Source organism: Halomonas sp. DP1Y21-3 (assembly GCF_019801245.1).
GTDB lineage: Bacteria > Pseudomonadota > Gammaproteobacteria > Pseudomonadales > Halomonadaceae > Halomonas > Halomonas litopenaei.
Window position 1 is genome coordinate 52,046 of sequence record NZ_JAHVJM010000004.1, and the last position, 21,693, is coordinate 73,738.

The window sequence follows — 21,693 nt, forward strand, 5'->3', positions numbered from 1 at the left end:
GATGGAATCTCCTATTTCTCGACTCATCAAGCACTTCGGTACCCAAGAGCGAACCGCTGAGGCGCTCGGGGTCAGTCAGGCAAGCGTTTCCGGCTGGTCCAGTGGAAAGCACGGCATTTCCGAGCTTCACGCATTGAAGGCTGAGCGACTCACTGGCGGAGCCGTTACGGCTGTCGAGCTTTGCCCCCGCCTGGCGTCCGCCGCCTAACCACACCGAAAGCTTAACCAACCACGCCCGCGAGCGGCACGGTATCGATCAGGAGAATTTCCCCATGGATAAACAACCAGTACGCGACATGGACGCCTTCATCGATCCGGTGCACGACGCGGCGTTCAACAACTGCATCAAGGCCCTTGCCGTAAACGTCGGCATGTCTGCCAAGAGCCTTTATCGCCGTCTGGACGACAACGACGCGATGCCGCTGCGCTTCGTGGACTTCGTTTCGATCTTCTGGAGCGTCGACGACGAGTCGCGCAAGGAAATGATCCAGCCGTTCCTGGAAGACATGGGGATGGTCGCTGTGAAGCGCACAGAGGCAGGCGTGGGCCGTGGTGACGTGCTGGGCTCGGTGCTGGACAGCCAAACAGAAGCCGGTCGCCTGGCCGGCCTGATCCACCAAGTGATCGCCGACGGCGAGGTGGACGAAGACGAAGCAGCAAGCCTGGATGCGCAGTTCAGCGCTATCGAGGCAGCGACAGCCAAGTTGAAAGCAGACCTGGCGTCGATGAAAAGACCTGCCCTGCGATCAGTCGGGCAGTAAACGCAAAACGCCCGGCGTGCTGGGGAGCAAGGGCCGGGCGCTTCTACCGAAAAGGTGATCAAAGTATGAACGACATCATCGAAACCAGCAAGCCCACCATGTCGAGCCGCGAAATCGCGGAGCTGACCGGCAGCCGCCATGACGCTGTCCGGAAGTCAGCCGAGCGCCTAGCTGCTGATCAAATTTTAACCTCGCCACTGGCGACGTTCGCCTATGAGCATCGCGGCAACACATACCAAGAGTACCGGTTCGACAAGCGTGACTCCTTGGTGCTGGTTGCTCGCCTGTCGCCTGAGTTCACAGCAGCTGTCGTTGATCGCTGGCAGCAGCTGGAGCAGCAATTGATCAAGCCTGCCCTGCCCGACTTCACCAATCCTGTCGAAGCCGCCCGTGCCTGGGCCGACGAGGTTGAGAGCAAGCTGCGCGCCGAGGCCGCCCTTGAGCATGCCAAGCCTGCCGTTGAGTTCGTCGAGCGCTACGTCTCCGCCGACTCCGGCAACAAGGGTTTCCGCCAGGTCGCCAAGCTGCTCCAGGCCAACGAGCGCGAGTTCCGCGCCTTCCTGCAAGACAGCCGTGTCATGTACCGCCTGGGCGGCGAGTGGATGCCGTACCAGCAGCACATCGACGCTGACCGCTTCGTCGTCAAGACCGGCGTCACCGATGACGGTGGAGACTCCTACAGCCAGGCCAAATTCACACCCAAGGGCGTCAACTGGATTGCCGGCCTTTGGGCTCAGCACAAGATCGCAGGTGCCGCATGAGCGTAGAAGCAATGACTTGGGCCATGAACCAAGAGATCGTCACTGATGCCGGCGCCCGCTTCGTTCTGGTGGGGCTGGCCAACCACGCAGATAACTGCGGGCGTCACGCCTTCCCGTCCAACGCCACACTGGCCAAGTACACCGGCCTGTCTGGTCGCACTGTTACCCGCAAGATCAATGACCTCCTGTCCCTGGGCGTGATTCGCATGGGGAATCAGGCCATCGCCGCTGCTCACATTGAGCGCGCCGATCAGCGTCCAGTGGTTTACGACATCGTGATGACCGATCTTCCCCGCAAGCGGGGTGACAAGACGTCATCCCGTAAGAAACGGGGTGACACTGGTGCAGCAACGGGGTGTCAGCCTGACACTAACGGGGTGACACCTGTGCAGGAACGGGGTGACACAGTGTCACCCGAACCGTCCTTTGAACCATCCACTGAACCGTCCAATGAACCAGTGTTGGAGCCGGGGGCTACGCCGCCCGTCTCGACCGGCGATCTGGTGGAGCGTGATCAACCTGCTGACGAACCCCGTGTCGCAATCCCTGCCGACATGCCTGGGCCGAAGGATCAGGGCGCCAAGACCTTCAAGCCCTGGGCGAACTACGCCGTGACCTACCGCCGCCGCTACGGCGTCTGGCCGATCTGGAACGCCAAAGTTGCCGGGCAGCTTGGCCAACTGGTTGACCGGGTGGGTGCTGACCTGGCCCCCGGCGTCGCCGCGTACTTCCTGAGCATCAACTCGCAGTACTACGTCACCAAGGGCCACCCCGTCGGCCTGCTGCTGGCTGACTGCGAAAACATCGCGATGCAGATGCAGACCGGAAACCAGATGACCGCCACTCGTGCCCGCCAGATGGACGGCACGCAAGCCAACGCCAGCGCCGCCGACGAGGCCAAGCGCCTGCTGGGTAACTGGGGGGAATGACCATGCCGCTGACACGACAGGACGCCGAACAACTTCTCGAGCAGCTCTACGCCACCGCCGAAGTGCTGGGCAGCGAGATCAAGCCCGCCGCCGCGTCGCTGATGATCCGCGACCTTAAAGACCGGGAGCGCGGTGAAGTCGAACAGGCTCTGGCCCGGTGCCGCTCCGAGCTGTCTGGCCGCTTGACCCTGGCCGCGATCCTCGAGCGCATGTCGAGCAGCGATGACCACCTGACGCCCAACGAGGCGTGGGCCAAGGCGCTGGAATCGCAAGACGAGAACGCCACCGTGGTCTGGACCGACGAGATCGCCAAGGCCATGGGCGCCGCCAGTCCGGTGCTGGAACTTGGCGACAAGGTGGGTGCCCGGATGGCGTTCATCTCCGCCTACGAGCGTGAGGTCGCTGCATCCAAAGCCAGGGGTGATAAGCCTCGCTGGTGGCCCACCCTTGGGGACAGCAAGGAGCTCCGCAAGGAGGCCATTGACGAGGCCATCAAGCAGGGCCGATTGGAGTCGCCCAAGGTGAAGCACCTGCTGCCCGCGCCGACTCGCCCGGAAGACGAGCCAGGATACGACCCGGAAAAGCGCGCCAAGGTCATTGCCCATCTGCGCGACCTTCTGAACCACAACGACGAGGCCGCACGCCAGCGCCGCCAAGAGGAAGTCGAGCGCTTCGAGAAGCGCCGCCAGGAAGTGCTGGAGCAGGCCGAGAAGCATATGGCGGGGGTGCGGTCATGACCACCTTCACCGATTCCGCCGCTGCCATCGACGAGGCCGTCTGGCTTGCCGAGCAAGAAGACCGCCCCCAGGCCATCGTCCGCAGCGATGGCGGCCTGGCGGTCATGAGTTACAGCGATGCCTGGTTCGATCGTCGCGAGATTCTTGAATCCATCACTCCAGTGGAGGGCGCGGCATGACCCTATTTCTGATCGGCCTGTTCATTGGGGCTTCCCTGGGTGTTCTTACCCTGGCAGTGATCGCGGGAGGCAAGGGATGAGCAGGGAATTGACCTACCAGATCGCCACCCTGCGGGACCTGGGTGGCGTTATCCAGATGGCGGCCCGAATGGCTGCTCGGGGCCTGGAGGCGGGCCCTGTCGAGCTGGTGCTTCGCCGGCCCAAGAACCAGCGCAGCCTCGACCAGAACCGCCGCCTATGGGCCGTGCTGGCCGACGTCAGCCGGCAGGTTGAGTGGTATGGCCGGCGCCTCTCCAAGGAGGCCTGGAAGGACATTTTTTCAGCCGCCCTGGAGCGTCAGGACGTGGTGCCGGGCCTCGAGGGTGGCTTCGTCATGATCGGCGGCCGCACCTCGAAGATGACCAAGCAGCGTTTCGCCGACCTGCTGACCCTGATCGACGCCTTCGGGGCCGAGCGCGGCGTCCAGTGGAGCGATCCCGCTCTGCGTGTGTTCGACGAATACCGGGAGGCCGCATGAACCCGACATTCGCCCTATTCGCCTTCGCCATCGTGGCCTGCCTCGGCGCCTGTGCCGCCTTGGCTTGGGCGCAGCGCGAGGAGAAGCGCCGGGCCCGCGAGCCCATCCAGGAGCTGTTGGACAGGATCGACAGGAGGGATGCGTGAGGAGATCAGACCTCCAGCGGAAGACGCCACTCCGCAACCGGGCGCCGATGGCTCGCAAGCCTATGCAGAAGCGCCGCAAGGCAGTACGGAAGACGTCGACCGACACCCGGTGGCGCAGTGAGCGTTACCTGGCGTTCATCCGGTCCCTGCCCTGCTGTGCGTGCGGCGGCCCTGCCACGGACGCGCATCACGTCATCGGGCTGCACTGGGGCCTGTCTGGCATGGGCACCACAGCCCCGGACAGCTTCGCCATGCCCGCCTGCCGGGAGTGCCATCAGGCGATCCATGCCAGCCCCGAGATGCAGGCCCGACAGCCAGGGTGGCTAATCGACACCATCAACCGCGGCCTCGACCACTTCACAGACGAGCCCATCGTCGGCGCCCTGGCCGACGCCCTTGAGTTCATTGCCGCCAAGGAGGATGCCCATGGCTGACCACATCGACAACGCCCTGCTCCGACACGACGAGATTATCGCCAATATCAGAGACCGGGCCTGGTTAATGATCCACGCAGATGAAGAGAAGCCGCGCAACAAGTACCACCGCGAGATCAAGCCTGGCGTGTGGGTTGATGTCTACGACGTCCTCGCCGCCTGGGCCGTCGACAATCCAGCGCTGCAACACCTGATCAAGAAGTCGTTGCAGCCCGGCGAACGGGGTCACAAGACCCGCGAGCAGGATCTGGCCGACATCGTGGCGAGCGCCAAGCGCGCCCAGGAGCTGGAGCAATGATCGTAGGCATCGACCCGGGGCAAGTAGGCGGTATCGCCGGCATTCAGACCTCTGGAGAGTGCGTCGCTCGCCCCATGCCGGTGACTGGCAAGGACATCGACGGCCACGCAATTGCCGCAGAGCTTCAAGCCCTTGAGCCAGAGGTGGTGATTCTTGAAAAGGTGCACGCGATGCCCAAGCAGGGCGTCTCCAGCACGTTCAAGTTCGGTATGGGCTTCGGGCTGGTCATCGGCGTCTGCGAGGCGCTCGGCATTCCCTATCGACTCGTTACCCCTCAAGCCTGGAAGAAGGTCGTGCTGGCAGGCACCGCAAAGGACAAGGACGCCGCTATCTCGTTCGTCCGCCGGGCCTACCCTGCCGTCGACCTCACTCCTGGGCGAAAGCGAGTGCCGCACGACGGCATAGCTGATGCTGTGTGCCTTGCGGAATACGGGCGAGTGCTGATGAACAAGGGGGCCGCATGAGCGACAAGCAATCCGAGAAGCCGCCCGACCGGCGCTACGTGAACAATCCGAGGAGGGCGTGATGGGTAAGCCGAGTTGGAGCGCGGCCCCATATTGGGCTGGATCACTGGTGCAGCGCGACGATGGCCGCTGGGTGTTCTTCGAGGGCGAGGCCGTCATCTACGACGGCATACCGGGCGGCGAATGGGTCAGCGAGACGAACCGGCATGAGCCGATGGGGATCTCTGAGCCGCCGCCTGGCGTTGGGTGGCGCGACACCCTGGAGCGCCGCCCTTGAAGTGGTCACGGAAAAGCGCCTACTCGATCCAAAGCGGCGAATTCGTGATCAGCAAGACGACTCACAGCGGCGTCGACCGCTACACCCTCTGGCGAGGGTTTCAAAGCATCAGCGAACACAGCACGGCGAACGAAGCCAAGGCACGAGCAAAACGGGAGAGCGCGGCATGATTACGACTGATCCGAAACTGGCATGGGCCATGGCACTCGATACCGGTGTTCGCTCTCAGATGGGCCCCATCCTCGAGGAGCTGGAAAGCGGTGGCGGCGTGCAGTTCACCAAGAAGGGTGGTACCGGCGCTGCCCACGGCATTGAGTACGGGCCGGTCTACGCCCGCATCTGCCGTCTGGAGCGTGAGCAGCCCACCCTGGCTGCAATCGGGCATGTGCTGTGCCATCCCTCGACCGAGCAGGCGAACGCCTATCTGGATGACGCTGTAGAAGCCGTCGAGGGCAAGGTGATCGCCAGCATCCCGAACTGGGGTGATGGTCGAGCCTGGCGCCCCGCGAAGAAAGAGCGCGTGCACTACCTGATCCACGTCGCCCTACTGGAGCGGCAACGCAATCTGTCGAACGAGCAGCTGGCATGGGGCCCTGAGCGCATCGGCGCCACGATGGCCGAGTGGTACGGCGTGGCAATCAACACCCGAAAGTGGCATCAAGACTGGATGCCGGTGTGGTCCGTGATCCAGGGGTCGATCAACCACTGGGAGGGCGAAGCCATGGAGCCAATCAGCGAGACGATCGGCGATATGGTGAGAAACATCAGAAAGGCTGCATAAAGTGCTGGATTTCTAAGCCCCGATGCTGTAGCTTATCTTTAAGCTGGACGGCGTACACCCAAACAGCTAGCACATATCAAAGCCTCGCCCTCTCCGGCGGGGTTTTTTCGTATTTCACTAAGCTGCACGATAGCTTAGCTATTCAGGCCGCTCAAACAACGACATACTTCTGCCTCATACCGAAGGCCACGGGAATTGTACTCTTGGCCAATACACCAGCTCGACACTATTCTGCATTCTTCACGAAAATCTAATACGAATGTTAAGAAAGTTGTACAATATAGACAGAAGTCAAAGAGACTGATGCCGGGATGAGCCATGCGGGAATCTGCAAAAAACGAAGATCAGCTCAGCGAGAACGAGATACGCTGCATTTTCCAGAGTCTTGATGCGCTCATTTACGTCAGCGATCTAGATACCCACGAACTTATCTTCGTCAACAAAGCACTCCAAAGTAAATTTGGAGAGCCTTTAGGTAAAAAGTGTTGGCAATATTTACAACAAGACCAAGTCGGTCCGTGCAATTTCTGCACAAATTCTCTGATAGCGCCAGGGAACAAACCCTCGCTAGATCCAGTTGTGTGGGAGTTTAGAAACACTAGAGATAATCGGTGGTATCAATGCCGAGATATTGCAACCGTGTGGCCTGACGGCCGACTGGTTCGCATCGAAATAGCCATCGACATTACTGCGCAGAAGGACCTTGAGGAGAAGCTTCGTGTATCTAAAAAGGCTGCACAAAGGCTCGCATTACAGGATGAGTTGACCCATCTTCCTAATCGCCGATCCTTTCTAGCTGAGTGCGACAACGTACTTACATCCAGTGGTGATAATGCCCCGTTTTCTCTAGTAATGATTGATCTGGATAGCTTCAAGGCTGTTAATGATACCTATGGTCACCCAGCAGGAGACCATGTCTTGCATGCTGCTGCTCAACGCCTAAAAAGTCTAACGCGATCGTCAGACATCATTTGTCGTTTTGGAGGCGAAGAATTTGCCCTTGCGGTGCCTGGGGCGTCTACAGACGAAGCTTTATTATTGGCTGACAGGTTACGAAAAAATCTCAAAAGCTCACCTATTAATTACAAAGATTTTTCCATTACTGTCACTGCAAGCTTTGGAATTTCTGGCACGAATGGACAGGAAGCTTCGAGCCTCTCCCGACTATTAAGAGAAGCTGATATTGCTATGTATCAAGCTAAAAGAAACGGGCGAGATCGCGTGGAGGTCTACTCCTCGAATGAGGTGTGATTCTAAACTCTTCATTCGGCGCAGCAGGCTGTTGCACGACTCAATGATTCCTCGAAGTTAGTAACCGCATACCGTCCTTGATACTCGATCCGTTAGTTCAGGCAGACTTGTTCTTTCCTGCGCCCTGGCCTCCCGCCGGGGCGTAGTTCGTTATGCCGCCCTGCGAGCCTTCCCTCGCCCTGGTCGGGCGGCACCCTTTTCCGTGATTGACGCCGCCACCTGGTGTCTTTGCCCGTTCCTGCGGGCTGTTTTATTCCCCGAGGTGTTGCCATGCAGACCAGCCAGCGCGGACTGAACCTGGTCGCCGAGTTCGAGGGCCTCGAGCTTGAGGCATACCCCGATCCTGGGACCGGCGGCCATCCTTGGACCATCGGACGGGGCACAACTCGTTACCCCGATGGCTCCCCCGTTCAGCCCGGCGACACGATCACCGAGGATGAGGCATTCGCCTTCCTCCGTCATGACGTTGCCCGGTTCGAAGATGACGTCGAGCGCCTGGTGGTTGTACCGCTCAACCAGAACCAGTTCGACGCCCTGGTCTCGTTCACCTACAACGTCGGCCCTACAGCTCTCGAGACCTCTACCCTCCTGCGCAAGATTAATACCGGCGACTACCGTGGCGCCGCGGACGAGCTGCCGCGCTGGAACAAGGCTGGTGGTCGCGTATTGGCTGGGCTGACCCGACGCCGCAAGGCTGAGCGCGAGTTATTCCTGACGCCTGAGAGCGTCCAGTTTCACTGGCTTGACGAGACCGTCAGAGTTTCAAAGCCGTAAATCCGTATTGTCTACGCAGGCCCACCCAGGAGGCGGGATGTCTGAAACGAGTCCCGATACTGCCTTGAAGGCCAAGCCTATTCTCGAGAGGCACGTCCAAACCGTGCTCTTAGCCCTCGTCGTCGGCCTGCTCGCCTGGTCAGGAAACACCACCCTGACTCTGATCGAGACATCAGCGCGCCAGGACGAGCGCATATCCCAGCTGATCACATTGACCGAACAGCTTCGCGCTGACCTGCGAGAGGTCGGCAACGACTACATGACGATCAACGACGCAGCCATGTACCGCGATCAGATCAACAGCCGCATTGATGCCCTGGGCGCCAGGGTGTCGCGCTTGGAGAACCGGTGATGAACTGGAGCGAAGTTGGTGGATTCCTATCAGAGATCGCACCGAGCGTTGGCCAAGCGCTCAAAGAGGCTGCCCCTGGCATGGTTCAGGTCGCAGGCGCCGCGGCTGGCAATGCCGTTGTACCTGGCGCTGGTGGCCTGGTCGGTGCTGCTCTGGGTAAGCGCGTCGCTGACGCACTGGGCACTGAGGCCACGCCGCAGGCGGTAGTGAGTCACGTACAGGCTGATCCGGAAGCGGCCAAGGCCAAGCTGCGCGAGCTCGATATCGAACTGACCCGTCTCTACCTGCAGGATCAGCAGGACGCCCGGGCTATGCAGGTCGCCACGCTCCAGGCTGACAACGCCGGCTGGCTGGCCCGCAACTTCGTGTACCTGCTCGGCACCCTGGTGATCGTCGCTGTGTTCGCCTACATCGGCGCGGTGACGTTCGTGGAGCTGACGCCCACCGGTGAGCGGTATGCCGACATCGCGGTGACGGGCATTGCCGCAGGCCTGGTCAGCAGCGTGATGGGCTTCTTCCTCGGCAGCCGGCAGCGGCAAGAGAGCAGAGCGCCCCGTACGTTCATGGACGCGATTAGAACAAAGTGAACCCGACGGGTATTCAGTCAGCCTCGCTATCTCGGTTGAGTTTTTCTGCTTCTCGTTCAGCTGCTTCGCAGTCGTGGTAGGAAGCAATTACGTCATCGTTCAGGTGCGTATCGACCACCTGCCAGTAATCGACCTTGGTGCTGTCGGGGTCCGTGAGCACTGAGCGAACTTGGAATCTGGCAGGCATTGTGGAGCTACCTCGCAATCAAAGGGGGGCAGCCACAAGGATAGCCTAGGTGACAGGCTGCAAATCGAACGATAGAGCTGCTGCTTCGGCACGGGCTTCTGCCTCATCCACATGCCGCGAAACAACCTCGCGGGACTCCTCATTGTAGTGTCGAGATAGCTTCACCACCGCCCACCTCACTTGACGGCGCGTAGGGGTTAAGTAGCTCTCGACTAAATACTTGTTCACCGCGACCGCTCCTGATGGTGGACTAAAGCGGCAGCAGAGTAGTCGCTGAACGATCCGGTGGCAAGACGCCTATCATCGATCTATCAACGCTTTCTACTTTACGACCGCGGCTAAGAGCGAGTCACTATCGTTCGAGATCGGTGAGGATCCCGCAGGTTCACACGTGATCAAGATGAGGTGATGGATGCAATGCCCTGAATGCCCGAGAGGACGAGACGACTGCATGCCGCTGTCGAACCAGATTTCCGACTGTGGTGGCTCATTCCTCTGCGTGGGCTGCAACCGACCGCAGGATCGGGCGGTGCCTGGTGATCGATTCACCCACTGCTGGAAGAACGACGCTGTGGACGAGCGAGGCCACTGGGATCGCCGCGACCTGCTCGACACAGTGATGGTCATGACGCATGCCCTTAGCCAGGACGAGAACATCCGTGTAGCCGAAGGCATGACTGACGAGCAGATGAACGAAGTCGTGTTCACGCCTGACTGAACACCCTGCAGCACCCGGAGGTGGTCCCCACTTACTAAGGGCGGACGCTGTGAAGCGCTGCACTCCGTAGTCGCCGACGACTCTCAGGCAGCCTCTATGCGATGGTGGCGAAATCGGAGCATCGCTCCTCATCTCGTTCGAAACACAAGGTATGGAACTCCTTCTAGCCCGAAGTAAAAAGAGCCCATCAACTCTTCACCGACCATAGATGCTTTGCTATCTGCCCGTCTCACGACGAAGGAATAAAGCTGTTTAGCCGAATCATCGATGTACCGGTAGTGGATATAGCCAGCTGTAGAACCTTCGTCGTATGTGAAGCCGAGTATCTCTGCAACGGGGAGAGAAAAATTTTGCGGAATATCAGGCGCTTGTTCGTTTGGCAATTTTATTTGCTTAAAAGCTAACTGGGCCATTTTGCCTCCTGCCTAATAAAATTTTGGATATCAATAATGGCCAGACCCACCAAGTACAAAGCGGAGTTCGCCGAGCAGGCCCGCAAGCTGTGCTTGCTGGGAGCCACGGACGCCGAACTCGCTGACTTTTTTGGAGTGGCAGAATCCACTATCAATAAGTGGAAGCTCAATCACAAGGGGTTTTCGGAGTCCATAAAAAGCGGAAAGGTGATGGCAGATGCGGAGGTAGCCACTCGCCTCTATGAGAGAGCTCTCGGCTATAGCCACCCCGAGGAGAAAGTGTTCAACAACCAGGGCGAGATCGTCACCCACCAGACGACTAAGCACTACCCGCCTGACACTACCGCCGCCGCCATATGGCTGAACAACCGCAAGCCAGACAGGTGGCGCAACAAACCCGAACCAGACGGACAGGACGACGCACCTCAACCGGTCAACGTCGTCTTCAAGGTGCAGGATGCCAGCGACCCCGATCGAAACCGAGGCGACGCTTAATCGCCCGCAAGGTCAGTTCCTGGCGATGCAGCAGAAGTTCCGGGCCTATGTTGCCGGCTTTGGCTCTGGAAAGACCTGGGTCGGCTGTAGCGGGATCGGCGCCCATGCTTGGCAGCACCCGCGCATCAACATGGGGTACTTCGCCCCGACCTATCCTCAGATCCGGGACATCTTCTACCCGACCATCGAGGAGGTCGCACACTCGCTTGCCTTGCGCGCGGAGGTGCGAGAGGCAAACCGCGAGGTCCACCTGTATAGCGGCCGGCAGTACCGCGCCACGGTGATATGCCGCTCGATGGATAAGCCGGGCAGCATCGTCGGCTTTAAGATCGGGCATGCCCTGGTTGACGAACTCGACCTGATGGCTACTGCCAAGGCCGAAATGGCCTGGCGCAAGATCATGGCGCGGATGCGCTACAAGGTCGACGGGCTCAGGAACGGCATCGACGTGACGACGACGCCCGAGGGGTTCAAGTTCGTCCATCAGCAGTTCGTCAAAGCGTTGCGTGATAAGCCGTCCATGGCTCAGCGCTACGGTCTGGTTCAGGCATCGACCTATGACAACGAGGCGAACCTGCCAGATGACTACATCGACGCTCTGCTGGAGGCCTATCCGCCGCAGCTGATCGATGCCTACCTGCGTGGCCTATTCGTCAACCTGACCACTGGCACGGTCTACCGTCAGTTCAATCGGGCGCTGAATGCTTGCATGGACACCGTGCAGCAGGGCGAGCCGCTGTTCATCGGCATGGACTTCAACGTCGGCAAGATGGCGGCGGTGACCCATGTTAAGCGTGACGGCGATCCTCGCGCGGTGGACGAAATCATGGGGGGGCACGACACCCCCGACATGATCCGCCGCATCAAAGAGCGCTATTGGCGCTATGACGGCGACGATTACATCAAGACCTGCGAAATCCACGTATACCCCGACGCCTCGGGCGACTCGCGCCGGTCAGTGAATGCGTCGACAACGGACATTGCTCAATTGCGTGACGCCGGCTTTCGGGTGGTGGTGAACGCCAGTAACCCACCCGTCAAGGACCGCGTCAACTCGATGAATGCGGCGTTTTGCAACGCCAAGGGCGAGCGCCGTTACAAGGTAAACCCCTATGCATGCCCAGCTTATACCGACGCGTTAGAGCAGCAGGCATGGAACAAACAGGGCGAACCTGACAAAGAGAACGACAAGGATCACCCCAACGACGCTGCCGGGTACTTCATTGTGAGGGATTACTTGGTCAACAAGCCGAAGGTCGGCATGAAACGCATTCGAGGACTCGCCTGATATGCCTGTCACCACGACACACCCCCAATACGACGACAAGCTCACCGATTGGGAGCTGATGCGCGACAGCATCGAAGGGGAAGGCGCTATCAAGGGTGCTGGCATCGGCTACCTGCCGAAGACCAGCGGTCAGCTGGCCCTCGAGCACCAGGCGAAAACCGACGAAAGCGCGATGCTGTCGCTCGACGAGGCCCGGGAGATCTACCAGTCCTACAAGCGGCGCGCCCAATACCCGCTGTGGGTGAAGGACTCACTGCGTACGATGATGGGGCTTGTGTCTTGCCAGGAACCCGATATAAACCTACCGACCTCCCTAGCCTCCCTTCAGGACGAGGCCACGGCCGACGGCTTCCCGCTCAAGACACTGTTCCTGCGCGCCGTGCGGGACTTGCTGGCCTACGGCCGGCAGCCGCTGCTCGCAGACTGGGATGGCGACGGCCGACCCTATGTGGCCCTCTACGGCGCGCTCGACGCCATCAACTGGCGCGAAGCTGACGTCGATGGGCGTCGCGATCTAGTGCTGACTGTTCTGCGCGAGGCCGTGCACAAGGGCGACGAGTTCAGTCACGACAGTGAGGCCCGCTACCGAGTGCTCGACCTCAACGAGGGCCGATACCGGGTGCGTCTGCTGGATGAGCATGGTGAAGCAGTCGGCGAGGAAGACATGCCGGGCACTAACCAGGCGCCGCTCGACTTCGTCCCCCTGGTCTTCTTGGGCAGCACCGACAACAACGCCGACACCGACGAGATTCCGCTGCTGACCATGGCGAAGGCGGCGCTCAAGAGCTACCAACTCTCGGCAGACTACTACACCAGTCTCCATTACACCTCGCATCCCCAACCGTGGATCGCCGCGGACCTGGGCGAGGACGAGCAATTCAGTGTCAGCGGCCCCATGGCCGCCTGGAATGTGGGCAAGGACGGCAAGGTCGGGTATCTCGAGTTTCAGGGCGCGGGCATCGAGGCCAACCGCACGGCGATGCAGGACCAGCGCAACACCGCGCTCGAGGCCGGAGCCCGGGTGATCGACGCCGGAGCCGACGAATCCGGCGAGGCCCGCAAGGCCCGCCAGAGCGATCAACACACCAGCCTGTACAGCGTCGTGGTGACGGCCGCCGAGGGCATTGAGCAGCTGCTTCGCTACTTCGGCCGCTGGCTGAACTTGCCGCAGGCCGACATCGATGCCATCACGTTCAAGGTCGAGCCCGAATTCACCAAGGCCGAGATCGATGCCGCAATGATGGGCATCGTTCGCGATCTGCGCCTGGCCGACGAGGTGCCGCAGGCGGTGCTGTTCGAGTCGTTGCGCAAGGCCGGGGTCACCAATCTCGCCGACCAGGACCTGTTTGCCCTGCTCGATGGTCAGGTAACCGACGATGAGTGATCGTGAGGACGCACAGCGCCGGATCGTCACCGCTCTGGCGCAGCATGTCTCATACCTGCACCGCACCGGCACGGCGCACGTCAATAAGGCGCTGGCGATCATCGACGAAATGAGCGCCGAGCTTCCCCGGGAGATAGGCGAGCGCCTCGACAACCTGACGCCTGCCGAGCTCCAGGCGTTCGCCCGGGGCCGCTACCACACGACTCGGCTCAAGGGGTTGCGCGAGGCAATCGACCGCTGGGCGGCAACGCTGGCTGAGCGTATAGAGACCATGAGTCTCGAGGAGCTGGCGGCCCTGGCCGATCAGGAGGCGGGATACGTCCGCGACCTCATCGCCCATGCGGTAGAGGGCGAGATCCCGCCGGCTCCTGCTGTGGCATCGGCCGCTCTCTCCCGACCGGTGATGGGGGAGTTCGTCGAGGACATGCTGGCCGACATCGGGCCAGCCACCCGCAACCGGGTCTACAGCACCATCCGCCAAGGCGTCAGCGAGGGCCAGAGTAACAGCCAAATCATCCGGGCCCTGCGCGGGACACCGGCGCTCAAGTTCCGCGACGGCGTGCTGCAGACGACACGCAACAACGTCGACAACGTGGTTCGCACGGCCCGGCAGCACATGAGCAACGAGGCCTACCGGGAGACCTACAACGCCCTGGGCGTCACCCATGTGGTTTGGGTGGCCCAGCTCGAAGGACGGACATGCCGCCGATGTGCGCCGCTGGACGGTCGGCGCTGGAAGATCGACGAGCCACACCCGGAACCGCCGCTTCATCACCGGTGCCGCTGCAGCCTGGCGCCCTCCCTCGACGGAGACTTCATGGGCCAGCGGCCCTACGTGCGCGCCCTCAAGGTCGCCGGACGCGACGACCAGGCCAAGTTCCGCAGCATCGGCAACATGACCAAGAAGCAGCGCGAAGCTGCCGGCCTTGAGGTTGGTCAGGTTAGCGCAGGCACCACATACGCCGACTGGTTCGCGAGCCAGAGCGCCCGGTATCAGCGCGAATGGCTGGGAGACCGGCGCTACCGCCTCTACAAAGAGGGCGGCTACAGCCTGGACCGATTCACCGATCCTCGGCAACGCGAGTACACGCTGGACGAGTTGAGAGCACGCGACCGCGAGACATTCGCCGAGGTGTTTGGCGAGGCGGCATGAGGTAGGCTGACAGCATGACCCCAGCCGATCCCGATTTCATCACCTGGTGGCGACTGTGGCGCCTGCTGCAGTCCGGCAGCGGAACGCTCGCCGACCAACTCCAGGCCCGCCTCTGCTGGAACCTCTCTTTCGAGGTTCGACGCCGCCTAGGCGATTTCGAAGACTGACCAACAATTTTATTCAAAGCCCCGCCATTGAGCGGGGTTTTTTAATGGCTGCTCGCCAGGCGGGCGGCCTCAACGCGCTCAAGGAGCACAACACCATGCCACTGGAAATCGACTTCTCTGAACTCGGCATCGAGCTGGAAGAAGACAAGGCCAAGGCTCTCAAGGAGGCGCTGGACGCCAAACATGAGGAAGCGCTCAACAGCGAGGTCAGCGGCCTCAAGTCAAAGCGCGACCAACTGCTCGAATCACAGAAAACGCTCAAGTCTCAGCTCAAGCAATTCGAGGGGCTGGACCCCGAGCGGGCCCGCAGGCTCGAGCAGCAGCTGGCCGAGAACGAGGAGGCCCAGCTGATCGCCGACGGCAAGCTCGACGAGGTGCTGAACAAGCGCACAGAGCGGATGCGGGAAGGCTATGACCGCCAGCTGAGCGAGGCTCAGCAGACCGCAGAGAGCGCCAAGGCGTTCGCCGACAAGTTCCGCGGCCGGGTCATGAGCGACGAGATCCGAACTGCGGCCGCCGAAGTCGGCATCGTGGACTCGGCTGTTCAAGACGCAGTCTACCGCGCAAGTTCGCTGTTCGAAGTCGATGACGAGGGCAACGTTGTGCCCCGAGAGGAGGCCGGTCTGGATGCAGACGGCAAGCCTCTCACCCCTTCCGCATGGCTTGAGTCCATGCGAGAGAAAGCTCCGCACTGGTTCCCGCAGCCCAAGGGGTCAGGGGCGCCGGGTGGCGGAGGTGGTTCCTCAGCGCCAAGGGCGTGGAAGGACGCGAAGTCTACCGCCGAAAAGGTGGAAATCCTGAAACGCAAGCAAAACCAATGAGGTAGCGCCCTATGGCACTCTCTGATATGAAAGTCTTCAACGACTTCCTGTACTCGGCAGCCACCGAGACCATCCGCCAGCAGATCGAACTGTTCAACGCCGCCACCGGCGGTGCTCTGCAGCTCCAGCAGGCGGGCAACGTGGGCGATTTCGCTCACGAGGCCTCCTACAAGGCCATCGCCAACCTGATGCGTCGTCGCAACGCCTACGGCACCGGCGCCGTCACCCCGACCACTCTGGCCCAGATGGACCATGTAGCGGTGAAGATCGCCGGCGGCACCTCCCCGGTGGAGTTCCAGCCGCAGCAGTTTCAGTGGATCCAGCGTCAGCCCGAAGAGGCCGGTGTGGTGATCGGCGAGCAGGTCGCTCGAGGCGTCATCGCCGATGAGGTGAACACCGCTATTCTGGCCCTGCAGACCGCGATGATCGGCAACTCCGCCGTGGCGCACGACGCCACCGCTGGCACTCTGAATCTGAACGCCCTCAACAAGGGCGCCGGCAAGTTCGGCGATCGCATGATGGACATCATGGTCTGGGTGCTCCACTCCAAGCCGATGACCGACCTGTTCGACGGCGCCCTGACCAACGGCAATCAGCTGTTCGAATTCGGCACCGTGCGCGTCACCCAGGATGGGTTCGGCCGCCGGTTCGTGATGACCGACTCTCCTGCGCTGTACGAGGCCGATGGTGGCGGTGCTGGCACCGACCACTACCACACCCTTGGTCTGGCCGAAGGCGCCGCGGTTGTCGAGGACAACAACGACTACTACGCCACCGTCGAGGAGAAGACCGGCGACGAGAACATCCGCCGGATCTTCCAGGCCGAGTACACCTACAACCTCGGCCTCAAGGGCTACTCCTATGGCGGCACCAAGTCGCCCGACGACGCCACCATCGGCACCGGCGGGAACTGGTCGCAGATCGCCAGCGATGTTAAGGACACCGCCGGCGTGATTATTACTAGCCTGTGATCCACCGCGGGCGGCCTGCGGGTCGCCCGCCGTCCCGACGATAGGAGAGCCCCATGCATCTGATCTACACCACGCGCCGCCGCGGCTTCGAGCCAGGGCGCCAATACCGCAATCCCCGATTCTTTGCCGGCGCCGACAAGGCCGCCACCAGCGTCACCGTCGAGGGCCATCACCCCGACGTGGTCGCCGCCTACGAGGCCGCCGGCATCGAGATCGAGGTGATCGGCGCCGAAGAACCGCGTCCGGACGATGCCGAGTCCGACGAGCGGGCCCGCCGCGCCGAACTGATGGACGCCATCGAGCAGACCACCGGCAAGCGCCCCGGTGCCAACACCAAGACCGAGACCCTGGAACAGCGGATGGCCGAGATCGAGTCCAGCAGCCAGGACGAAGACGGGCAGGAGTAACCCATGGCCACCTACGTCACCGTTGACGATGTCGACACCAAACTGGGCGCGGGCTGGGAAGGCACGGGCGACAAGACGCGCGCCGTGCTGGATGCTAACACCTGGCTGACCGCCAAGCGGGTCCGGCTCTCCGATCCTGTCAATGATGACGTGGTCATGGCCGGCGCCCTGCTGGCCCAGGAGGCGGCGAATGGCCGGCTCTACGCCGACACCGACGGCGCCGTGAAGCGCGAGCGGGTCAGGGCCGACACCGTCGAGGTGGAGACCGAGTACCAGGACGGCGCCCAGGCGCAGACCGGCGCGCTGTCGATGATCTCCGACCTGCTGGCCCCGTACCTGCCGAAGACCAACGGGGTCACCATCCTCAAGAGGTTGTAATGGGCTACATCCAGGACAAGATCAACGCCAAGGTGCCCAAGGCGTTCGACGGCAAGCTGAGTGACGCCGTGCGGCCCTTCACTGGCTCCCGCGAGATAGCCGGCGAGTACGATCCAGTGACTGGCAGCAGTACGATAACGGTGACCTACTCCGGGCGCGGCGTGTTCGGCTCATTTCGCCAGGAGGAAGTCGACGGCCAACACATCTTGAGCACCGACGTGAAGCTGATCGTGCTGCAGTCCGAGCTCACACTCGACAGCGACGGCAGTCTTGCGACACCAAAGGTCGATGACACACTCGACGGCAAGACGGTGAAGAGCATAGGGCAAGACCCGGCTAGTGCGACGTGGACGCTCGGGCTGAGGAGGACGTGACATGGACAATGTTGTGAGCCTTTCGGATCGCAAGCCACACCTTCGCGGGCCGGCCAAATGCCTGGGATGTCAGCACGAATGGGTGGCGGTCCGTCCGGCGGGCCCGCCGGAATATCTCGAGTGTCCCAGTTGCGGGCTGCACAAGGGCGTGTTCGACGGCAATCATGCACCGCCTGAAGATGATGTCGTATACACGTGCTTATGTGGTTGCCAGCACTTCTTTGTCATGACCTACAGCGTGTTTTGCCAGGGCTGTGGCACGGTGACCGACTATTCTGCGCTGGAGTGATCATGGGCCTTCGTGACGACTTGCAAGCAGATCTTGACGAGGCATTCGACGATGACCTGGACGACGCGGTGACGACGTTCACCGGCTCGCGCACTGTCGTGTCGGGCGAGTTCGACCCCATCGACGGCATGCTGGTGGTGAATGTAGGGCAGGATCCGGCCAAAGCCACTTGGACTCGGCAGCTCAGGAGACCGTAAACTGAGTTGGAACAAGCGGCTACAATAGCTACACCTCCCAAACCCGACGGTTACAGAATGGGCAATGACAACGAATTACTGGATCAATTCGCCGTTGAGGCGATGAAGTCTCTGGTCACGGCCGAGGGCGTAGAGCTTCTCAACACCGACACCCGGCATAGGGCAGCGATCGCAAGAACCGCGTACAGCATCGCGGCGGAGATGTTGAAAGAGCGAGAATTGGCTCACAAAGAGCAGGAATGGTCTGCAGTCAATGTTCACGACCTCGTCAAACGCGCAAAGACCAAGTCTTTCCTGCGTCACTTTGGCATATCCAGCGTTGCTCAAGCCATGAAGCTATCCCTTCAGGAGCTGCGCAGAACGGAAGGGGTTGGTCCAGCCCTCATTGAAGATTTGCAGCAAGCTTTGAAACCCTACGGTGGCTTACGATCACGCTAGCTTCTAGCAGCCCGGCCAAAGTGCCGGGCTTTTTACCTCTGGAGGGAGCAATGGCACGCAAGGGCTGGAGCAAATCACTCTCAGGCTTCGCCCGCGAGGTCGAGGCCGAGCAGAACAAGCGGCTGCGGGCCACGGCCTTGCAGGCGCTGAACGGTGTCATCGAGCGTTCGCCGGTCGATACCGGTGCCTTCCGCGGGAACAACAGCGTATCGGTCGGGCAGCCGGATCGCGGCTATGACCCGGACTCACAGGACCGGTCAGGCAGCGAGGCCTTGGGCAACGGTATGCGCATTATCGGTCGCGTCACCAAGGCCTTTGACGTGATCTACATCCAGAACAACCTGCCGTATGCAGAGGAACTGGAGAATGGCAGTTCTACTCAGGCCCCCGCCGGCGTCTACGCCATCACCTTCGACAACCTGCGAGCGCAGAACACATGACCTTCGACGAGATCCGCATCGCTATCGAGTCGCGCATGGTGGCGTGGGATGGCGTGCCTGTGGCCTATGACGGCGCCCCCAACGGACCGAGCGTGGATGCGGCCATCGCCAACCAAGAGCCATGGGTGCGGCTGACCATCCAGCACGGCGATAGCTTCATCGCAGGTCTTGGCTCCGAACCCTGCGTTCGCCGCCCCGGGCTGATCATGTGCCAGGTGTTCACCAAGGACAATCAGGGCAGCCGGCAGGCGTACCAGATCGCCGACTCCCTGGCCGCGCATCTACAATTCTGGCGTACCGGGCACCTTGAGACTCTCGCCTCCTCAGTGCAGCGCGTAGGCCCCTCTGACGGATGGTATCAGGCCTTACTACGAACCCCGTTCAGACAAAGTTAACCCATACCCACGCTACACAAAAGATGAATAGCTATCATATGCCGCCCACACCCAAATGGCCGTGTAGGCCATAAAAATCGTTCGTGAGAAACCTCTAAAGTTGGAGTTTGGAGATTTATCAGAATAGAAGAGGTGTATCGATAGTAGGCCTGGAATCACTGCAATTATGAAATTCACAGCTGGTGCTGTGACTTCACTAACATCAATCACAAAAAAATATACAGCAAAAACACAGGTTACCAATGCCAGCATCATGCAAGAGACAAAATACACATACAAAGAACTGAATAGTGACATAAAATTACTGCGCAGAGGGCGCTTCTCATCAAACAAAAAACGCCATCTCCTATATGCCTCACCGCAATTCTCACACTTATAATCTTTTACCGAAATCTCAGCGTCGTAGTGGTCACACTTATAACCATTTGAAGAATTAGCAGCATTAGAGTGATCACATTTATTGTCTTTTGACATTACTCGTCCCTGGGTAATCGAAAAAATATAAGTTTGCCACAATTAGCTCTTGGAGAAAAATCATGTCCAGCGGCTCTCAGATCGCAACCTACCTCGCTCCCGAGTCTACGCCAGGGGAAACGCCCGATCCGGCGACCTGGGACACCCTGCGCCTCACCGGCAACACCCTGACGCCCAACGTCTCCACCGAGGTCTCTGCCGAGATCCGCGAGACGCGCATGCAGGGCGGCGGCATCATCACCAGCCTCGACTACTCCGGCGACCTGGCCGGCGAGATGAGCGCGGGCACGTTCGACAAGCTGCTCGAGGCAGCCTTCTACGGCACCTGGGCGACTGATGTGCTGGAGATTGGTGCTGACCGCCACACCTTCACCATCGTGAAGGCATTCAAGGACATCGGCGTCTACTCAACCTTCAAGGGCGTGCACATCGGTGCAATGCAGCTCGACATCCCCGAAGAAGGCAAGGTGACCTGCAGCTTCACCGGCATGGGCCTCGGCTATGAGGACGGCGAGGCCGACCCGACCGCTGCTGGCACCGTGAATCCTCAAACAACCACCGTGGCGATGGGCTCGGCCACCAGTGTTGGCGACATCCTGGTCGACGGCGCCACGCTGGCCGGCGAGGCCTGTATCAGCGCCCTGTCCATGTCCATCGACAACACGCTGCAAACCCAACGCTGCCTCGGCAAGGCCGGTCCCGGCGCCCTGATTGCCACGTCGGCCAACGTCTCCGGCTCGCTCACCATGGCCTGGAGCAAGGCAGCCTGGAACCAGTGGAAGAAGATGCTGACCCGCGAAGCCATCGGTGTTTCCTTCCCTCTGACCGATGCCGCTGGCAACAGCTACACCTTCGAGCTGCCCGAGATCGAGATCGATGGCGAGCTGCCTGACGGCGGTAACGAGGACATCGTGCAGGTGTCACTCAATTACACCGCCAAGAACACTCCCATCAAAGTCACCCGCGTGCTGGCATAAGGATTCCCCGATGGCTTTCAATGCAGAGCAGAACGACCCCGCCAAGATCGATGGTGGCGCCTGGGTAGAATTGCGCGGAGCCAAATGGCTGATTGCCCGCTCAGGCAACGCCGCGTACCGCGAGGAGCTTGAAGTCCTGCGCACCAACCTGCCCGAGTCACAAGCGGAGCGCATGGAGGCTGAGGCGCGGGCCCTGGCAAAGGGCATTCTCCGAGGCTGGGAAGATGTCATCGACCGTAATGGCGACCCTATTCCCTTCACGGTGGCCAATGCCACTCGCGTGCTGCTCGACAACGACGACCTTGCCATTGAACTGGCCCAAGAATCACGCCGGCGTGAGCACTTCCGCAGGGAGGACATTGCCGAGCAGGGAAAAAAGCCGCGGCAGCGCTCAAGTATCGGCTGACAGCAGCCGGACGAGAAACCAAGCTCGCCACGATCGCAAAGGCGCTCAATCTCTCGAAACAGGTTGAGCCGCC

The 21,693-nt window shown here is 60.8% G+C and carries 37 protein-coding genes; 35 read left to right on the forward strand and 2 right to left on the reverse strand.

The annotated features are described in order from the left end of the window. Window position 1: 1 nt before the first annotated feature. The 18 genes from KUV74_RS12350 to KUV74_RS12435 all read left to right on the forward strand — a co-directional run bounded on the left by KUV74_RS12350 (window position 2) and on the right by KUV74_RS12435 (window position 10,153). Entirely contained in the window at window positions 2-208 is a 207-nt protein-coding gene (locus tag KUV74_RS12350) for a transcriptional regulator (protein WP_261395391.1), read from the forward strand. A gap of 64 nt (window positions 209-272) precedes the next feature. Continuing rightward, window positions 273-761, forward strand: coding sequence for a phage regulatory CII family protein (locus KUV74_RS12355; protein ID WP_222516459.1), 489 nt, complete (start codon window positions 273-275; stop codon window positions 759-761). 65 nt (window positions 762-826) lie between these two features. Beyond that, entirely contained in the window at window positions 827-1,522 is a 696-nt protein-coding gene (locus tag KUV74_RS12360; RefSeq protein WP_222516460.1) for a phage antirepressor KilAC domain-containing protein, read from the forward strand. Between the two features lie 23 nt (window positions 1,523-1,545). Next, complete coding sequence (locus KUV74_RS12365; protein ID WP_222516461.1) at window positions 1,546-2,451, forward strand: helix-turn-helix domain-containing protein; 906 nt, start codon at window positions 1,546-1,548, stop codon at window positions 2,449-2,451. Window positions 2,452-2,453: 2 nt separating this feature from the next. Beyond that, window positions 2,454-3,188 carry a hypothetical protein gene (locus KUV74_RS12370; RefSeq protein ID WP_222516462.1) on the forward strand — a complete coding sequence of 245 codons (735 nt, stop codon included), beginning with the start codon at window positions 2,454-2,456 and terminating at the stop codon, window positions 3,186-3,188. Next, window positions 3,185-3,367, forward strand: coding sequence for a hypothetical protein (locus KUV74_RS12375; RefSeq protein WP_222516463.1), 183 nt, complete (start codon window positions 3,185-3,187; stop codon window positions 3,365-3,367). The genes KUV74_RS12370 and KUV74_RS12375 overlap by 4 nt, the downstream gene beginning before the upstream one ends. Before the next feature lie 76 nt (window positions 3,368-3,443). Continuing rightward, on the forward strand, window positions 3,444-3,884 hold the full coding sequence (locus KUV74_RS12380; protein ID WP_261395392.1) for a recombination protein NinB: 441 nt from the start codon (window positions 3,444-3,446) through the stop codon (window positions 3,882-3,884). Continuing rightward, a complete protein-coding gene (locus KUV74_RS12385; RefSeq protein ID WP_222516464.1) occupies window positions 3,881-4,030 on the forward strand; it encodes a hypothetical protein in 150 nt (49 codons plus the stop codon). Before KUV74_RS12380 ends, KUV74_RS12385 begins: the two co-directional genes overlap by 4 nt. Continuing rightward, window positions 4,027-4,464, forward strand: coding sequence for a DUF968 domain-containing protein (locus KUV74_RS12390; RefSeq protein WP_222516465.1), 438 nt, complete (start codon window positions 4,027-4,029; stop codon window positions 4,462-4,464). Before KUV74_RS12385 ends, KUV74_RS12390 begins: the two co-directional genes overlap by 4 nt. Continuing rightward, window positions 4,457-4,762, forward strand: a complete 306-nt coding sequence (locus KUV74_RS12395) for a hypothetical protein (RefSeq protein ID WP_222516466.1) — start codon at window positions 4,457-4,459, stop codon at window positions 4,760-4,762. Before KUV74_RS12390 ends, KUV74_RS12395 begins: the two co-directional genes overlap by 8 nt. After that, window positions 4,759-5,226, forward strand: coding sequence for a hypothetical protein (locus KUV74_RS12400; RefSeq protein WP_222516467.1), 468 nt, complete (start codon window positions 4,759-4,761; stop codon window positions 5,224-5,226). Before KUV74_RS12395 ends, KUV74_RS12400 begins: the two co-directional genes overlap by 4 nt. 109 nt (window positions 5,227-5,335) lie before the next feature. Then, window positions 5,336-5,503, forward strand: coding sequence for a hypothetical protein (locus KUV74_RS12405; protein ID WP_222516468.1), 168 nt, complete (start codon window positions 5,336-5,338; stop codon window positions 5,501-5,503). Between the two features lie 166 nt (window positions 5,504-5,669). Beyond that, a complete protein-coding gene (locus tag KUV74_RS12410; protein WP_222516469.1) occupies window positions 5,670-6,284 on the forward strand; it encodes a hypothetical protein in 615 nt (204 codons plus the stop codon). A gap of 318 nt (window positions 6,285-6,602) precedes the next feature. Then, window positions 6,603-7,535 (forward strand): sensor domain-containing diguanylate cyclase, encoded by a 933-nt coding sequence (locus KUV74_RS12415; protein WP_222516470.1) that lies wholly within the window; start codon window positions 6,603-6,605, stop codon window positions 7,533-7,535. A gap of 270 nt (window positions 7,536-7,805) precedes the next feature. After that, window positions 7,806-8,309: a lysozyme gene (locus tag KUV74_RS12420; protein WP_222516471.1), complete on the forward strand. Its 504-nt coding sequence runs from the start codon at window positions 7,806-7,808 to the stop codon at window positions 8,307-8,309. Between the two features lie 37 nt (window positions 8,310-8,346). After that, window positions 8,347-8,661 (forward strand): hypothetical protein, encoded by a 315-nt coding sequence (locus KUV74_RS12425; protein ID WP_222516472.1) that lies wholly within the window; start codon window positions 8,347-8,349, stop codon window positions 8,659-8,661. Window positions 8,662-8,741: 80 nt separating this feature from the next. Continuing rightward, a complete protein-coding gene (locus tag KUV74_RS12430; RefSeq protein WP_222516473.1) occupies window positions 8,742-9,248 on the forward strand; it encodes a hypothetical protein in 507 nt (168 codons plus the stop codon). 638 nt (window positions 9,249-9,886) lie between these two features. After that, entirely contained in the window at window positions 9,887-10,153 is a 267-nt protein-coding gene (locus tag KUV74_RS12435; RefSeq protein WP_222516474.1) for a hypothetical protein, read from the forward strand. Between the two features lie 128 nt (window positions 10,154-10,281). Here KUV74_RS12435 and KUV74_RS12440 read toward each other — a convergent pair whose 3' ends face one another. Beyond that, window positions 10,282-10,566: a hypothetical protein gene (locus KUV74_RS12440; RefSeq protein WP_222516475.1), complete on the reverse strand. Its 285-nt coding sequence runs from the start codon at window positions 10,564-10,566 to the stop codon at window positions 10,282-10,284. A 36-nt stretch (window positions 10,567-10,602) separates the two neighbouring features. On the opposite strand from KUV74_RS12440, the gene KUV74_RS12445 reads away from it, so the two are divergent. From KUV74_RS12445 to KUV74_RS12515, 15 genes are all read left to right on the forward strand, one after another. Then, window positions 10,603-11,061 (forward strand): hypothetical protein, encoded by a 459-nt coding sequence (locus KUV74_RS12445; protein WP_222516476.1) that lies wholly within the window; start codon window positions 10,603-10,605, stop codon window positions 11,059-11,061. Continuing rightward, entirely contained in the window at window positions 11,024-12,349 is a 1,326-nt protein-coding gene (locus KUV74_RS12450; protein WP_222516477.1) for a terminase large subunit domain-containing protein, read from the forward strand. Before KUV74_RS12445 ends, KUV74_RS12450 begins: the two co-directional genes overlap by 38 nt. Window position 12,350: 1 nt before the next feature. Then, window positions 12,351-13,733, forward strand: a complete 1,383-nt coding sequence (locus KUV74_RS12455; protein ID WP_222516478.1) for a DUF4055 domain-containing protein — start codon at window positions 12,351-12,353, stop codon at window positions 13,731-13,733. Next, window positions 13,726-14,886 carry a phage minor head protein gene (locus tag KUV74_RS12460; RefSeq protein ID WP_222516479.1) on the forward strand — a complete coding sequence of 387 codons (1,161 nt, stop codon included), beginning with the start codon at window positions 13,726-13,728 and terminating at the stop codon, window positions 14,884-14,886. The genes KUV74_RS12455 and KUV74_RS12460 overlap by 8 nt, the downstream gene beginning before the upstream one ends. Before the next feature lie 14 nt (window positions 14,887-14,900). Further along, window positions 14,901-15,053 (forward strand): hypothetical protein, encoded by a 153-nt coding sequence (locus KUV74_RS12465; protein ID WP_157033133.1) that lies wholly within the window; start codon window positions 14,901-14,903, stop codon window positions 15,051-15,053. A gap of 95 nt (window positions 15,054-15,148) precedes the next feature. Continuing rightward, window positions 15,149-15,874 (forward strand): hypothetical protein, encoded by a 726-nt coding sequence (locus KUV74_RS12470; RefSeq protein ID WP_045994880.1) that lies wholly within the window; start codon window positions 15,149-15,151, stop codon window positions 15,872-15,874. 11 nt (window positions 15,875-15,885) lie between these two features. Continuing rightward, a complete protein-coding gene (locus KUV74_RS12475; protein WP_222516480.1) occupies window positions 15,886-16,845 on the forward strand; it encodes a major capsid protein in 960 nt (319 codons plus the stop codon). A 53-nt stretch (window positions 16,846-16,898) separates the two neighbouring features. Next, window positions 16,899-17,252 (forward strand): hypothetical protein, encoded by a 354-nt coding sequence (locus KUV74_RS12480; RefSeq protein WP_222516481.1) that lies wholly within the window; start codon window positions 16,899-16,901, stop codon window positions 17,250-17,252. Between the two features lie 3 nt (window positions 17,253-17,255). Next, entirely contained in the window at window positions 17,256-17,630 is a 375-nt protein-coding gene (locus tag KUV74_RS12485; RefSeq protein WP_222516482.1) for a DnaT-like ssDNA-binding protein, read from the forward strand. Further along, window positions 17,630-18,004, forward strand: coding sequence for a hypothetical protein (locus KUV74_RS12490; protein ID WP_222516483.1), 375 nt, complete (start codon window positions 17,630-17,632; stop codon window positions 18,002-18,004). The genes KUV74_RS12485 and KUV74_RS12490 overlap by 1 nt, the downstream gene beginning before the upstream one ends. A 1-nt stretch (window position 18,005) precedes the next feature. After that, window positions 18,006-18,293 (forward strand): hypothetical protein, encoded by a 288-nt coding sequence (locus KUV74_RS12495; protein WP_222516484.1) that lies wholly within the window; start codon window positions 18,006-18,008, stop codon window positions 18,291-18,293. 2 nt (window positions 18,294-18,295) lie between these two features. Then, window positions 18,296-18,490 carry a hypothetical protein gene (locus tag KUV74_RS12500; RefSeq protein WP_222516485.1) on the forward strand — a complete coding sequence of 65 codons (195 nt, stop codon included), beginning with the start codon at window positions 18,296-18,298 and terminating at the stop codon, window positions 18,488-18,490. A 57-nt stretch (window positions 18,491-18,547) separates the two neighbouring features. Then, complete coding sequence (locus KUV74_RS12505) at window positions 18,548-18,928, forward strand: hypothetical protein (RefSeq protein WP_222516486.1); 381 nt, start codon at window positions 18,548-18,550, stop codon at window positions 18,926-18,928. A 50-nt stretch (window positions 18,929-18,978) separates the two neighbouring features. Then, the gene (locus tag KUV74_RS12510; protein WP_222516487.1) at window positions 18,979-19,368 is read left to right on the forward strand and encodes a hypothetical protein; all 390 of its coding nucleotides are present in this window, start codon (window positions 18,979-18,981) and stop codon (window positions 19,366-19,368) included. After that, window positions 19,365-19,763 (forward strand): phage tail terminator-like protein, encoded by a 399-nt coding sequence (locus KUV74_RS12515; RefSeq protein WP_222516488.1) that lies wholly within the window; start codon window positions 19,365-19,367, stop codon window positions 19,761-19,763. The genes KUV74_RS12510 and KUV74_RS12515 overlap by 4 nt, the downstream gene beginning before the upstream one ends. Window positions 19,764-19,775: 12 nt before the next feature. On the opposite strand, the gene KUV74_RS12520 is transcribed toward KUV74_RS12515, so the two are convergent. Continuing rightward, complete coding sequence (locus KUV74_RS12520; protein ID WP_222516489.1) at window positions 19,776-20,237, reverse strand: hypothetical protein; 462 nt, start codon at window positions 20,235-20,237, stop codon at window positions 19,776-19,778. A 62-nt stretch (window positions 20,238-20,299) separates the two neighbouring features. Between KUV74_RS12520 and KUV74_RS12525 the strand changes: the two genes are divergently transcribed. Together KUV74_RS12525 and KUV74_RS12530 are read left to right on the forward strand one after the other, a co-directional pair. Further along, on the forward strand, window positions 20,300-21,214 hold the full coding sequence (locus KUV74_RS12525; protein WP_222516490.1) for a phage tail tube protein: 915 nt from the start codon (window positions 20,300-20,302) through the stop codon (window positions 21,212-21,214). Between the two features lie 10 nt (window positions 21,215-21,224). Beyond that, a complete protein-coding gene (locus tag KUV74_RS12530) occupies window positions 21,225-21,620 on the forward strand; it encodes a hypothetical protein (RefSeq protein ID WP_222516491.1) in 396 nt (131 codons plus the stop codon). Window positions 21,621-21,693 lie beyond the last annotated feature (73 nt).